Origin of the sequence: Pectobacterium versatile (genome assembly GCF_020166435.1) — a bacterium.
Taxonomy (GTDB): domain Bacteria; phylum Pseudomonadota; class Gammaproteobacteria; order Enterobacterales; family Enterobacteriaceae; genus Pectobacterium; species Pectobacterium versatile.
On record NZ_JAINZP010000003.1, the window covers coordinates 374,790 to 388,814 of the forward strand.

Below are 14,025 nucleotides of genomic sequence, written 5' to 3' on the forward strand. Positions count from 1 at the left end.
CACCATCACAGTTGTGGTGATTGTTTTTGGTAAACCTTCACCTGAGTTTAATAATCACAGCGGTTTTTGTTGTTTTTTACTGGTATCTCTTTCATGAGTATAAAATCTACATTTTTATGCCGATCAATAGATAAAATCTTCTTGAATTTTTCTCTAACACCCTGCTGTGCCTGCATTGTGGCATTTTAGTCCTTGGCTATTTTTAGTCTTTTTCCGTCGAATACTTATGCGATAAATCACAGAAAGAGTGTGAAGAAAATCCCTATCAGGGAGGATCGTGAATGAAGCAGGTATTTCTCTAACTCAGAGCTGATGCGGGGTTGTGGGAGTTATCCACCATTTCTGTGGATAACTATGTGTATTATGGATAAACAACGTGCCCTAACCGAGAGCTGGTGCGGGTTGTTGCTAGGTTGTCGCTATTCTCCACGGTTTTTCTAATTTATTTATTATCATATGGTTAAATAAAATCAAGCGTCTTGAACCTCAACGGTGCGTAGTTGCATAAATTAGCGCCACGGATCATCCTAGCATGTTACATTTTTACAGGCGCTGGGGATAAATTATGATGATTTTGTCTGGTAGATTGAACATGAATATGATAGCAACCCCACTTGTTGATTAATCATCCAATCCAACGATAATCCCCTTGATGCTGTCTTTATATCCAGTATCATGGTGGTGGCGAATTTCGCAATTGGCATTCAGAATAAAGCATCGTGTGTCTAATGTTGTAGGACGACGTTTGTTCGATGCGATGGGGGTTGTACCTGTGTGACCCATCCCGTGCTGAAAATCGTCAGTCTGTGCCTTTTACCTGCCTCCGTGCGTCCACCCACGAACATCGTATTTAGCGATGAGTAATAACGATAAGTAGCGTGCTTAACGATGAGTAAAGTATTTACACTGAATTCTGACTTTCAACCAGCAGGCGATCAACCTGAGGCCATTCGTCGTTTAAAAGAAGGTCTGGAAGACGGGCTGGCGCATCAAACGCTGCTCGGGGTAACGGGCTCAGGTAAGACGTTCACGATCGCCAATGTGATTGCCGACCTCAATCGGCCGACGATGATGCTGGCACCAAATAAAACGCTGGCAGCCCAGCTGTATGGCGAGATGAAAGAATTCTTTCCCGATAATGCCGTCGAGTACTTCGTCTCGTACTACGACTATTATCAGCCAGAGGCCTACGTTCCCAGCTCGGATACCTTTATTGAAAAAGATGCGTCGGTTAACGAACATATCGAACAGATGCGACTTTCCGCGACAAAAGCGCTGCTGGAGCGGCGCGATGTCATCGTCGTGGCCTCGGTATCCGCGATCTATGGTCTGGGTGATCCCGATCTCTATCTGAAAATGATGCTGCATCTGACGCAAGGGATGCTGATTGACCAGCGTGCTATTTTGCGGCGTCTGGCCGAGTTGCAATATTCCCGTAACGATCAGGCGTTTCAGCGCGGTACGTTCCGCGTGCGTGGTGAGGTGATCGATATCTTCCCTGCGGAATCTGACGAAATCGCGCTGCGCGTTGAACTGTTCGATGAAGAAGTGGAGCGGTTGTCGCTGTTTGACCCGCTGACGGGCCACGTACTCCAAACGGTGCCGCGCTATACCATCTATCCCAAAACGCACTACGTCACGCCGCGTGAGCGTATTTTGCAGGCGATGGAAGACATCAAGGTTGAACTGGCCGACCGTAAAAAGGTGCTGCTGGCCAATGACAAACTGGTGGAAGAGCAGCGGCTGAGTCAGCGCACCCAGTTTGATCTGGAGATGATGAACGAACTGGGTTACTGCTCCGGTATCGAAAACTACTCACGCTACCTTTCCGGTCGTGGCCCCGGCGAGCCGCCACCGACGCTGTTTGACTATTTGCCTGCGGACGGGCTGCTGGTGATTGATGAATCCCACGTCACCGTTCCCCAGATCGGCGGTATGTATCGCGGCGACCGCGCGCGTAAAGAAACGCTGGTCGAATACGGTTTCCGGCTACCTTCAGCGCTGGATAACCGACCGATGAAATTTGAAGAATTTGAAGCGCTGGCTCCACAGACGATCTACGTGTCTGCGACGCCGGGTAACTATGAACTGGAAAAATCGGGCGGTGACGTGATCGATCAGGTGGTGCGCCCCACTGGGTTGCTCGATCCGATCATCGAAGTGCGACCTGTTGGGACACAGGTGGATGACCTGCTTTCCGAAATTCGTCTGCGTGCCGCGATTAATGAGCGGGTACTGGTGACCACGCTGACCAAGCGCATGGCGGAAGACCTGACGGAATATCTGGAAGAACACGGCGAGCGGGTACGTTATCTGCACTCAGATATCGACACCGTCGAGCGCGTGGAAATCATCCGTGATTTACGTCTTGGCGAGTTCGATGTGCTGGTGGGGATCAACCTGCTGCGTGAAGGGCTGGATATGCCAGAAGTGTCGCTGGTGGCGATTCTGGATGCCGATAAAGAAGGCTTCCTGCGCTCTGAGCGTTCCTTGATCCAGACGATTGGGCGTGCGGCACGTAACCTGCGTGGCAAAGCCATTCTCTACGGCGACCGGATTACGGCATCGATGGCGAAAGCGATTGGTGAAACGGAGCGTCGCCGCGAGAAGCAGGAAGCCTACAACACCGAGCACGGCATTGTGCCGCAGGGCATCAATAAGAAGATCTCCGATATCCTGCAACTCGGTAAACCGACGAACAAAGGCAAAGGGCGTGGCAGTCGTAAAGCGGCAGAGCCAGCAGCACGTTATGAACTCATGACGCCGAAGGCACTGGAACTGAAAATTCGCGAGTTGGAAAGCAAGATGCTGACGCACGCGCAGAACCTTGAATTTGAAGAGGCGGCCGCTCTGCGCGATGAAGTACACGCACTGCGCGCACAATTTATCGCCGTATCCTAACGATGCAAGCACTCACTGAGGATCAATGATGGATCAGACTATACCGGGAGTAGAAGTGCTGTTTGTGGCGGGTTTCGGGCCGATCGTGAAATCCCTTTCTGACAGCCATGCGCTTTATGTCGATACGCTGAAGTTGCCGCTGAAGCCCGTTGCGGAAGGGAGCGACTATCTGGTGAGCGATGAGATGGATGGCGTGAAGCATTTCGCGCTATGGCCGCTGTCACAGGCTAGCGAATCCTGTTTCGGGCACGGAAGTTGGCCTGCGGATCGTCCTGAACCGCAAAGCTGGCTGGAGTTCGAAGTGGTTGACATGGTGGAAGCGACCAGCACGCTGAAAGCGCAAGGCTATGTGTTACTGGTGGAAAACCGTCTTGAGCCTTGGGGACAGCAGGTCACGCGTTTCCTGAGTCCCGAAGGCATTCTGATTGGCGTGACTTATACGCCGTGGCTGCGGGATTGAGAGCCCAGCAGCTGTAGCGCACGATCGATGGCCTGGCGCAGTAACTCACGGTCGTGATGGTGAGGAACATCTTCTGCGGCCAGCGCCTGCTGTACAACCAGACGGTCACCAATCTGGCTGATATCGACTTTTGGACCGACAATCGCGGCATCAACCACGGGTTTCCCTACCTTATGTTCAATCCAGGATAGCTTTTCCACCAGCGTCAGACGGGCGGCGGGGTTGCTCTGCTCATTGCCCAGATTGCCGATGTACACCATGGGCGCGGGCGTACGACGGAGCGCCTGTGTCAGATCTTCCAGCAGCAGCAGCGGCATCAGGCTGGTCAGGAAACTGCCGGGGCCAATTAAAATCAAATCGGCTTTGGCAATGGCGTCGATGGCCTCACGCGTTGCTGGTACGGTCGGATACAGCATTAAATCCTGCGGCAAGGCTGCCAACTGATCGATCTCGACTTCACCATAAACGGGGTTACCCTGTTCATCAATCGCCATCAAATCGACAGGATGCTCGGACATCGGAATTAAAAAAGCGTCCACCTTGAGCAGGTTGCGAATCAGATTGATGGCTTCCAGCGGACGGACGCTCAGGTGGTCGAGCGCTTTTAGCATCAGGTTACCCAGATTGTGTCCGGCAAGCTCACCGTTACCGTTAAACCGGTACTCAAACATTGCGGATGCGACGCTGGGTGTCGTAATCAGTTGATTCAGACAGTTGCGGGTATCGCCCCAGGCAATGCCGCCTTCAGAGCGACGGATGCGGCCAGTCGAACCGCCGTTATCCGTGGTTGTGACAATGCCGGTCAGCCGTGAACCCAGGGAGGAAAGTGAAGACATCACACGACCTAAACCGTGCCCGCCTCCCAACGCGACAACCCTGTCTAGGTCGGCCAACGTGCGATTGCGCATAGAAAACCTTATGGATGAGCCAGAGTAATATGAATAACGTGTATACCCGTCATACTTCAAGTTGCATGTGCGTTGGCGGCGTTCAGTCACCCGAATCACTTACCTGAGTAAGCTCATCGGGATTCCTTTTCTTGCCGCGTTACAAGGCTTATAAATAAGCCTCGCCCTAGCGGGCCAACGCTCTGCGTTGTTCAAACGTTAACGTTTGTCCTGAAACTCGAATTATTTAGGGTATAAGAATTGTCGCTAAGGTAGCTGATTTCACCTTAAAACGCGAAAAATCCTCACGCAGGCATGACCTGAGACAATTTCTGCCGCGTATTTTTCCGTATGCTGTACACCATAAGATATTGAAAATTCGCTATATATTTAATTATATACCGATTTTGAGAGTGGTTGACTGTGCTTTTTCGCAGTAGACTGCTTAATGAAATCACGATTCTTGAGCGGTTATCTCGCGGCTGTTTAACGGATAACTGATAGGAATCAAACTCCTAGCCTTGGTGCCTAAGTGATGCGCTTGTTGCGCGTGATACGGTGCCTTGGCCGTGACCTTCGCGGTCACCAGGGTGCGAGGCAGAAATGCCTGCATCTCCCGTATTTGGAAAGGTGTTTATGGTGAGTCAACTGACTGATGCGTTTGCGCGCAAGTTCTACTATTTGCGTCTGTCCATTACAGACGTCTGCAATTTTCGCTGTACCTACTGTCTGCCGGATGGTTATCAGGCCAATGGTACGAACCCACATCGCTTTTTATCACTCGATGAAATTCGTCGCGTCAGCCGCGCCTTTGCCGAATTAGGGACGGAAAAAGTTCGCCTTACCGGTGGTGAACCGTCTTTGCGCCGTGACTTTGTCGATATCATTGCGGCAATCCGTGAAAACCCTGCTATCCGCACGCTGGCGGTAACCACCAATGGCTACCGTTTGGCACGCGACGTTGCTCAGTGGCGAGATGCAGGCCTGACGGCGCTGAATGTCAGCGTCGACAGCCTTGATGCACGTCAGTTTCATGCGATTACCGGGCAGGACAAATTCCGGCAGGTGATGGACGGTATTGATGCGGCCTTTGACTGTGGCTTTGCCAAGGTCAAAGTCAACACGGTGCTGATGCGCGATGTGAACGCGGGTAGCCTACAAACTTTCCTCGACTGGATTAAACACCGCCCGATTCAACTACGCTTTATTGAACTGATGGAAACAGGGGAAGGGGGCGACTTGTTCCGCCGTCACCACGTTTCCGGTGAGGTGATCCGTCAGCAACTGCTGCAACAAGGCTGGCAGCAGCAGCAACGTGCACGCAGCGACGGCCCGGCTCAGGTGTTCAGCCATCCCGACTATCAGGGAGAAATCGGGCTGATTATGCCGTATGAGAAAGATTTCTGCCTGAGCTGCAACCGTCTGCGCGTATCCGCTGTGGGTAATCTTCATCTGTGTCTCTTTGGCGAACAGGGCATTCCGCTGCGTGATTTGCTGGCCGACGATCGTCACCTCGATGATTTGAAAATGCGTATCTCGGGCGGGCTATCGGCGAAAAAGCAGACCCATTTCCTGCATGAAGGGAATAGCGGCATCACGCAAAACCTGTCATTTATCGGCGGTTAATCCGCGACATCACTGATTCTTAAAGGAGCCTGACATGAGCAAAGTCAGCAGCGAATTCGTTTCTCTCAATCTTGCGGTTCTAACCGTGTCCGAACGCCGTACGGCGGAAGATGACACCTCCGGTGACTATCTGCGCGAAGCGGCGCAGTCCTCAGGGCATCGCATTGTCGACAGCGCCATCGTGAAAGAGAATCTGTACCAGATCCGGGCACAGATTTCGGCGTGGATTGCCAGCGACGAGGTGCAGGGCATTTTGATTAATGGCGGGACGGGCTTTACGGCTGGAGATGTGGTGCCGGAAGCCATTGACGTCTTGTTCGATCGGGAAATTGAAGGCTTCGGCGAGCTGTTTCGCATGGTGTCGTATGAAGATATTGGCACGGCGACGCTGCAATCCCGCGCGCTTGCCGGTCTGGCTAACCAGACGGTGATTTTCGCCATGCCGGGTTCGACTCGCGCCTGTCAAACCGCATGGGAACGTATCATTCAGGAACAGCTGGATGCGCGCCAGAAGCCGTGCAATTTTTACCCGCACTTGAAAAAATCCTCTTAACGGTAAGCCTTATTCACTATGTCATCACTTAAGCCACAATTGACCCACATTAACGCCGCTGGCGAAGCCGCGATGGTAGATGTTTCCGCCAAAGTTGAAACCGTGCGTGAAGCCCGCGCGGAAGCTTTCGTTGAAATGGCACCGCAGACGCTGGCGATGATTATTGCTGGCAGCCACCACAAGGGCGACGTGTTCGCCACCGCGCGCATCGCTGGGATTCAGGCAGCGAAACGCACCTGGGAACTGATTCCGCTTTGCCATCCGCTGCTGCTGAGTAAAGTCGCTGTCGAGCTGGAAGCGCAGCCGGAGCACAATCGCGTTCGTATCGAATCCGTGTGTCGTCTGACGGGGAAAACCGGCGTGGAGATGGAAGCGCTGACGGCGGCTTCTGTTGCTGCGCTGACCATCTATGACATGTGCAAGGCCGTGCAGAAAGACATGGTGATTGGTCCGGTGCGCCTGCTGGCGAAAAGCGGCGGCAAATCCGGCGACTTTACGGCGGAGGGAGCATGATTACGATTCTGTTTTTTGCACAAGTCCGTGAACTGATCGAGACCGACAGCCTGTCGCTGCCTGCTGAGTATGCCACCGTAGAGGACGTCCGACAGGCGCTATGCCAACGCGGCGCGCGCTGGGCGCTGGCACTGGAGGCGGGCAAACTGCTGGCCGCAGTGAATCAGTCGCTGGTTGAGCTCACGCACCCGTTACAGGACGGCGATGAAGTGGCGTTTTTCCCACCAGTAACAGGAGGTTGATCGTGGCAGAAACACGTATTCTGGTCGGCGAAGAAAACTTCAACGTAGGGGATGAATATCAGTGGCTGGCGCAGTGTGATGAAGATGGCGCGGTGGTGACGTTCACCGGTAAAGTGCGTAATCACAACCTGGCGAAAAACGTTAGCGCGTTGACGCTGGAACATTACCCCGGCATGACGGAAAAGGCGCTGGCGGAGATTGTTGAGCTGGCACGAGAGCGCTGGGAACTGCCGCGTGTAAGTGTGATTCATCGGGTGGGCGCACTCTATCCGGGGGATGAAATTGTGTTCGTTGGCGTCAGTGCCGCTCACCGCAGCGCGGCGTTTGATGCCGCCCAATTCATCATGGATTACCTGAAAACCCGCGCGCCATTCTGGAAGCGAGAAGCGACGCCGGAAGGCGAACGCTGGGTGGAATCACGCGACAGTGATAAACAGGCCGCGCAGCGCTGGTAGTCCATTTCTGTGTTAGGATAAAAGGGTGGTGAGGAGAGAATATTCCGTCTCGATCCCCCAATCAGGCGGTTCGCGCCGCGTTAATCAGATAACTTTATGCAAAGGTAACATCATGGACAGATATCCACGCTCGGGTTCAATCGTTGAGCGCTCGCAGTCTGGTCTCCAAGCCTATATGGCACAAGTTTATGGCTGGATGACCTGCGGCCTGCTGCTGACGGCGTTCGTCTCCTGGTATGCGGCGAATACGCCTGCCGTACTGAATTTTGTTTTCTCCAGCCAGATCACGTTCTTCGGGCTGATCATTGCCCAACTGGGGCTGGTCTTTGTGATTTCCGGCATGGTGCAGCGCCTGAGCGGCACGGTCGCCACGTCGCTGTTTATGCTTTATTCCGCGCTGACGGGGCTGACGCTCTCCAGCATTTTCATCATGTACTCCGGTGAATCCATCGCCAGCACCTTTGTGATTACGGCAGGGATGTTCGGGGCGATGAGTCTGTACGGCTATACCACGAAGCGTGATTTGAGCGGCTTCGGCAGCATGCTGTTCATGGCGCTGATCGGGATTGTTCTGGCTTCGCTGGTGAACCTGTGGCTGAAAAGCGAAGCGCTGATGTGGGCAGTAACCTATATCGGTGTGGTGGTGTTTGTCGGTCTGACCGCGTATGACACCCAGAAGCTGAAAAATATCGGCGAGCAACTGTCCGTTGATGACAAAGACAGCTTCCGTAAATACTCCATCGTGGGCGCATTGACGCTGTACCTCGACTTCATCAACCTGTTCCTGATGCTGCTGCGTATTTTCGGTAACCGTCGTTAATTCTTGCTCATCTATCTGGCGCGGTTCCACGCGCCAGATAGCTTCCTACCTATCTTTTCCTCTTACCTGCTATTACGCAATATTTCGTCTAAAAATGGCGTAGGCTGCCGAACCGGTGGTTAGCGTGATGATAAACAGCGGCCATAGACTTCCCCAGATAATGCTGAAGTCTGCATCCTTGAGGTAAATCTGCTTGGTGATGTCGGTGAAGTGACGAATCGGGTTAACCCAGGTGATGTGCTGCAACCAGATCGGCATGTTCTCAACCGGTGACACATAGCCGGAAAGCAGAATAGCGGGCATCAGGAAGACGAACACGCCGATAAACGCCTGCTGCTGCGTTGAACAGAGCGAGGAAATCAGCAGGCCAAAGCCCACTAGCGACAGGCCATAGATCAGCATCGTGGTGTAAAACAGCAGCAGCGATCCGGCAAAAGGGATATGGAAAATCAATATGCCCGCCAGCAGCACGATCGTAGCCTGAAACGTGGCGACAATCAGCGCTGGCACGGCTTTGCCAATAAATATCTGGCTGGTGGACAGCGGCGAAACCAGCAGTTGTTCCAACGTACCCTGTTCCCGTTCGCGTGCCACAGAAAGCGCGGTGACAATCAGCACGCCGATAGTGGCGATCATGGCAATCAGTGACGGCACCACAAACCATTTATAGTCCAGATTCGGGTTATACCAGTGGCGTACCACCAGCTCGCTGTTGTTTGGATTTGAATGGTTCTGAGTGGCGGCGTTTTGAGCCGGTCTGGCCGCCAGCAATGCTAACTGATAATCCCGTACGATGTGCTGCACGTCGTTGGCGGCGATCTGGGCGCTGTTTGAGCGCCTGCCATCCAGAATAAGTTGGATCGATGTACTGTTCCCGCTGGCGATATCGCGCGAGAACTGTGGGGGGAAGCGCAGGATGAGAAGCGCGTGCTGGTTATCCAGCGTCGGTGCAATATCCTGCGAGTGATGCAGCATTAGCACGTGAGAAAAGGATTTTGCCTTGGCAAAGCGCTGCGTCAGCTCTATCGCATGCGGCCCGTTATCCTCGCTGTAAATCGCAATAGTCGCATTGGTCACGTCGAGCGTTGCGGCGAAAGGAAACAGGGAAACCTGAAGAATGACGGGTAACACCAGAATGGAGCGCGTTTGCGGATCGCGCAACAGCGATTGCAGTTCCTTGATAATCAACGTCCACAGACGATGTAGCATAGTGGCTCCCTAATCCAGCCTGCGCCGGGTTTGCCAGGCCGTTAGGCCAATAAAGACCATCGCGGAGAGAATCAGAAACAGCAGGTTAGTCATCAGCACCGTACCGATATTTCCCGCGAGAAACAGCGTTTGCAGCGTGCTGACAAAATAGCGTGCTGGGATGAGGTACGACACGCCACGGACAAATTCCGGCATGCTGTCGATTTCAAAAATAAAGCCGGACAGCATGATGGCCGGCAGAAATGCGGCATTCAGCGCGACCATTGCGGCGTTGAACTGGTTGCGAGTTAGGGTGGAGATCAGCAGCCCCATGCCCAGCGTGCTGGCAAGAAACAGGCTACTGATAACAAACAGCAAAATCAGCGAACCGCGATAGGGCACCTGCATGATGAAGGTCGACACCAGAATACACAGCGCCATAGCGATCATCCCAAGGAAGTAATAAGGGATAAGTTTGGACAGCAGCAGCTCGGCACGGGTGACCTGCGTAGAGAGCAGCGCCTCCATCGTCCCACGCTCCCATTCGCGGGCGATCACCAGCGAGGTGAGAATCGCGCCAATCACCGTCATGATGATAGTAATCGCGCCGGGAATGATGAAATGCTGGCTGATGGCGGCTGGATTAAACCAGTAGCGCGATTGCACCTCAATAAGCTGCTCGAAGGTATAACCGCGATCTTCTGCCCGCTGCTGTTGCCAAAGTAGCCAGATGCCCTCCGCGTACCCCTGCACAAAATTCGCTGTGTTGGGTTCGCTGCCGTCGGTGATGACCTGGATCGGCGCGCGATCGCCCGGCCGCGCTAGCCGTTCGGCAAAGTCAGTGGGGATGACGATTAAGCCGCGAATACTGCCTGCCTGCATCTGTTGAATCAGGTGCTGACGATTATTGCTGATGGTTGGCGCGATAAACGGCGAGGCTGCGAAGGTATTCGCCAGATCGCGTGCATCTTCGCTCTGTTGCTCCATCAGGATACCGACGTGCAGGCGGCTGGAGTCCAGATTGATGCCGTAGCCAAAGATAAACAGCAACAGCAGCGGAATCACAAACGCAATCAACCCGCTGCTGGGGTCGCGCAAGATTTGGCGCGTCTCTTTCAGGCACAGCGCCCGCAGGCGACGCGTGGAGAAGTGCGTGCTGCCGCGCTGGCTCGTTTTATCCTGCTCAGGCCTATTCTGTTCAACCATGTTCCGCCTCCCCGTCGTACGCCTGAATCAGCGCGATAAAGGCTTCCTCCATCGTCGGCGATGGCATCTGTGCGCTGGCCGCCTGATGCTTCAACTCGTCCGGCGTACCGCTGGCGACCAGCTTGCCGCGATACACCAGTCCGATGCGATCGCAGTATTCAGCTTCGTCCATGAAGTGTGTGGTGACCATCACCGTGACGCCACGGTTGACCATGCCGTTGATATGTATCCAGAACTCACGCCGGGTTAGCGGATCGACGCCGGAGGTCGGTTCGTCGAGAAACAAAATGTCGGGTTCATGCATCAGCGCACAGGCTAGTGCCAGTCGTTGCTTGAACCCCAAAGGGAGGGCGTCCGGTGTTTGGCGGTAAATGGACTGGAAGTTGAAGGCGTCGGTCATTCCGGCCATTTTATCGCGCTGCGCCTTGCCCTTGAGCCCATAGACGCCGGAGAAAAATCGCAGGTTCTGTTCGACGGTCAGGTTGCCGTAGAGCGAGAATTTTTGCGCCATATAACCCAAATGCTGACGGGCTTTGCCTGAGCTGGTTTTCAGATCCATGTCGAGCACCAGCGCTTTGCCGTCAGTCGGCACCAGCAGGCCGCACATCATCTTGAAGGTGGTCGATTTTCCCGCGCCGTTCGGACCGAGCAGGCCGAAGATTTCTCCTCGCTTCACCTGAAAACTGACGTGATCGGTTGCAGCGAAATCACCAAATTTTTTCGTTAGCGCCTGAGCTTCAATCACCGTTTCGCCACGACTGACGTCAATCTGCGGCATGATGCTCGCCAGCGATGAATCACTGGCCGGGCCACCGCCCAACAGGTCGATAAACGCATCTTCAAAGCGCGGATCGGTGTCGTGCAGGCTGCCAGCTTCCAGATGCAAGGCGGAGAGCAGCGATGCCCGATCCGCGTCGGGTTTCAGCATCAGCCTGACGTACTGCCCCTGAATCACACCGTCGCTGACCTGTGGCAGGCGCAGCGCTTCCTGCAATACATCCCGATGTCGGCGATCGCCGGTATCAATCAAAATACAGCGTCCCGCCATGCACGCGGTCAGATCGCGCGGCGCACCGCGATACAGCAGTTCGCCTTCGTTCAGTAGCAATACATCCCGACACTGCTCAGCTTCATCAAGGTATGACGTGCTCCACAGGATCAACATGCCGTCGTCGGCCAGTTCGTGCACCATGTGCCACAGTTCACGACGAGAGATCGGGTCGACGCCCACGCCCGGTTCATCCAGCAGAAGCACCTTAGGTTGCCCCAGCAGCGTACAGGCCAGCCCTAACTTTTGTTTCATACCGCCAGACAGTTTGCCTGCCAGCCTGTCGGTAAAGCGGGTCAGATCGGTAAATGACAGCAAGCGGTCAAAGGTTTCTTTGCGCACATCGCCGGTGATACCGCGCAAATCGGCATACAGCGTCAGGTTTTCCATCACCGTCAGATCTTCATACAGGCCGAATTTTTGCGGCATATAGCCCAAAATGGCATGGAGCTGACGATCCTCTTTGATGGGATCCAGATTCGCCACGCGCAGCGTACCGTGGCTGGGCGTTAATAATCCTGCCAGCATGCGCAGCAGGGTGGTTTTACCCGCGCCATCGGGGCCAACTAATCCAGTAACCGCACCGCTGCGTATCTCGGCGGTGAGGCTGGCGAGTGCGGGCTTTTCCTGTCCGGCGAAGCGTTTTTCCAGCCCGTCCAACGTAATCTGCGTAGAAGCATTAGTCATGACGAGCGGGCTCGTTGGCGCGATTGGTATCTCCTATGTGCGCATCCTCAAAACGCAGCGTGACCGGCATCCCTTGCCGTAATCCATCATCGGGATCGGTAACGACAATACGCAGTCGGTAAACGAGATCGGTGCGGAGATCTTCCGTTTCGACACTTTTCGGCGTGAATTCGGCGCTGGGTGAGACAAAACCGACTTTACCGCGATAGGGCTGATTGGGGCGGCTATCGGTGTAAATCAGCATTTGACTACCGGGCACGACGTGGCCGAGATCTTTCTCGCTCACGTAGGCGCGAACCCAAACTGGGCGAGTGAGGGAGAGGGTGAAAACGGTACTGCCCGATGCCAACATACTGCCTTTTTCGGCAGCGCGAGTGAGGATCACGCCGGGAGACGGCGCAAGCAGTTCGGTATCCTGCTTATTCAGTTCCGCCTGAGCCAGTCCGGCTTCGGCCTGTGCCACCGCTGCCTGCGCAGCGGCAATTTCCTGCGGTCGGTTACCGCTTTCGAACTGGCTCAGCTTGTCTTTCGCCGCCTGTAGCGTCGCAAGCGCTTGATTGCGCGTCGTTCTGGCATCGTCCAGCATGTTGGCGGAAATCGCGCGTTTGTCCCACAGCCCTTGCTGACGCTGGTAGAAGCTGTTGGCGTAATCATAGGCCGCCTGACTCTGGACAACCTGAGATCGTACCTGCGCGATCTCTTCCTGCCGGTAGCCTTCCTGCGCAAGCTGAAGCTGTGCTTGCGCGCTGGCGAGATTCGCCTGTGCTTGATTTTGTGCATTTAGGTAAGGCGCGGCATCGAGCGTTGCCAGCGGCTGGCCTGCCTGTACGGCATCGCCTTCATCTACGTTCAACTCTGCCACTCTGCCGCCGACGCGAAAGGCCAGATTGACGGTGCGGATATCGATATTGCCGTAGAGCGTGAGCGGTTTTTCCTGCTGCTGATGGTGGTGATAAAAGCTGTAACCCGCGCCGAGCAGGATAAGGACGAGGGCGGCGAACGCCAGTTTTTTCTTGTTCATCACGCATGGTTCCTTGTTTATCAGCGGTGTGCTTGTCGGCGGTAGCGATCCCGCAGGCCGTTAAGAGGGCTGGTCGTCTCTTATTTCTGGAGGTTATTAATCATATGACGGGTTACAGGGGTTTATGGCGATTTAGAGTGATCGAGTTCACAAAAATACATTGCATCCGGCCGATACTTTCAGACACCTCCGCTTGTGTTTTTATTATGTGTTTGATTTTAAATTAAAACTTAAGAAATGTAGCAATATTGTAATTTGTTTCATTGAATGATAATAATTGTTATTAGCAATTACATGTTTGTTGCACCGATATAGTGATCTGGCAGCATTGACGTGGTGTACAGAGTGAAAACTCTGCGTTCAATGCCTGAACCGATCATAACCCGCCAAGATGTTTCGCGTGAAACGAAGCATTTTG

Annotated in this window: 13 protein-coding genes and 1 riboswitch; of the genes, 8 read left to right on the forward strand and 5 right to left on the reverse strand. The window is 54.0% G+C overall.

Going from position 1 to position 14,025, the window contains the following annotated elements; translation table 11 throughout:
- Nucleotides 1-888: 888 nt before the first annotated feature.
- On the forward strand, nt 889-2,901 hold the full coding sequence (gene uvrB, locus K7X24_RS06515; protein WP_224553793.1) for an excinuclease ABC subunit UvrB: 2,013 nt from the start codon (nt 889-891) through the stop codon (nt 2,899-2,901).
- Nucleotides 2,902-2,929: 28 nt separating this feature from the next.
- On the forward strand, nt 2,930-3,361 hold the full coding sequence (locus K7X24_RS06520; RefSeq protein ID WP_224553794.1) for a glyoxalase: 432 nt from the start codon (nt 2,930-2,932) through the stop codon (nt 3,359-3,361).
- Here the strand turns inward: K7X24_RS06520 and yvcK are convergent.
- On the reverse strand, nt 3,337-4,269 hold the full coding sequence (gene yvcK, locus K7X24_RS06525; protein ID WP_224553796.1) for a uridine diphosphate-N-acetylglucosamine-binding protein YvcK: 933 nt from the start codon (nt 4,267-4,269) through the stop codon (nt 3,337-3,339). The two genes, K7X24_RS06520 and yvcK, sit on opposite strands and share 25 nt — an antisense overlap.
- Nucleotides 4,270-4,748: 479 nt before the next feature.
- A riboswitch (molybdenum cofactor riboswitch) is annotated at nt 4,749-4,897 on the forward strand.
- Between yvcK and moaA the strand changes: the two genes are divergently transcribed.
- The 6 genes from moaA to K7X24_RS06555 all read left to right on the forward strand — a co-directional run bounded on the left by moaA (nt 4,885) and on the right by K7X24_RS06555 (nt 8,457).
- Entirely contained in the window at nt 4,885-5,874 is a 990-nt protein-coding gene (gene moaA, locus K7X24_RS06530; RefSeq protein ID WP_119158566.1) for a GTP 3',8-cyclase MoaA, read from the forward strand. (Overlaps the previous riboswitch by 13 nt.)
- A 34-nt stretch (nt 5,875-5,908) precedes the next feature.
- A complete protein-coding gene (moaB, locus tag K7X24_RS06535; RefSeq protein ID WP_224553798.1) occupies nt 5,909-6,427 on the forward strand; it encodes a molybdenum cofactor biosynthesis protein B in 519 nt (172 codons plus the stop codon).
- 18 nt (nt 6,428-6,445) lie between these two features.
- A complete protein-coding gene (gene moaC / locus K7X24_RS06540; RefSeq protein WP_039512529.1) occupies nt 6,446-6,940 on the forward strand; it encodes a cyclic pyranopterin monophosphate synthase MoaC in 495 nt (164 codons plus the stop codon).
- Entirely contained in the window at nt 6,937-7,182 is a 246-nt protein-coding gene (moaD, locus tag K7X24_RS06545) for a molybdopterin synthase sulfur carrier subunit (RefSeq protein ID WP_039512531.1), read from the forward strand. The genes moaC and moaD overlap by 4 nt, the downstream gene beginning before the upstream one ends.
- Before the next feature lie 2 nt (nt 7,183-7,184).
- Complete coding sequence (moaE, locus tag K7X24_RS06550) at nt 7,185-7,637, forward strand: molybdopterin synthase catalytic subunit MoaE (RefSeq protein WP_039512532.1); 453 nt, start codon at nt 7,185-7,187, stop codon at nt 7,635-7,637.
- Between the two features lie 112 nt (nt 7,638-7,749).
- A complete protein-coding gene (locus tag K7X24_RS06555) occupies nt 7,750-8,457 on the forward strand; it encodes a Bax inhibitor-1 family protein (protein ID WP_010297658.1) in 708 nt (235 codons plus the stop codon).
- Between the two features lie 72 nt (nt 8,458-8,529).
- On the opposite strand, the gene K7X24_RS06560 is transcribed toward K7X24_RS06555, so the two are convergent.
- The 4 genes from K7X24_RS06560 to hlyD are packed head-to-tail and all read right to left on the reverse strand — an operon-like array spanning nt 8,530 to nt 13,607.
- Nucleotides 8,530-9,666, reverse strand: coding sequence for an ABC transporter permease (locus K7X24_RS06560; protein WP_044203551.1), 1,137 nt, complete (start codon nt 9,664-9,666; stop codon nt 8,530-8,532).
- Nucleotides 9,667-9,675: 9 nt separating this feature from the next.
- On the reverse strand, nt 9,676-10,851 hold the full coding sequence (locus K7X24_RS06565) for an ABC transporter permease (RefSeq protein WP_224553800.1): 1,176 nt from the start codon (nt 10,849-10,851) through the stop codon (nt 9,676-9,678).
- A complete protein-coding gene (locus K7X24_RS06570) occupies nt 10,844-12,586 on the reverse strand; it encodes an ATP-binding cassette domain-containing protein (RefSeq protein WP_224553802.1) in 1,743 nt (580 codons plus the stop codon). Before K7X24_RS06570 ends, K7X24_RS06565 begins: the two co-directional genes overlap by 8 nt.
- Nucleotides 12,579-13,607: a secretion protein HlyD gene (gene hlyD / locus K7X24_RS06575; RefSeq protein WP_224553804.1), complete on the reverse strand. Its 1,029-nt coding sequence runs from the start codon at nt 13,605-13,607 to the stop codon at nt 12,579-12,581. Before hlyD ends, K7X24_RS06570 begins: the two co-directional genes overlap by 8 nt.
- Nucleotides 13,608-14,025: the final 418 nt, after the last annotated feature.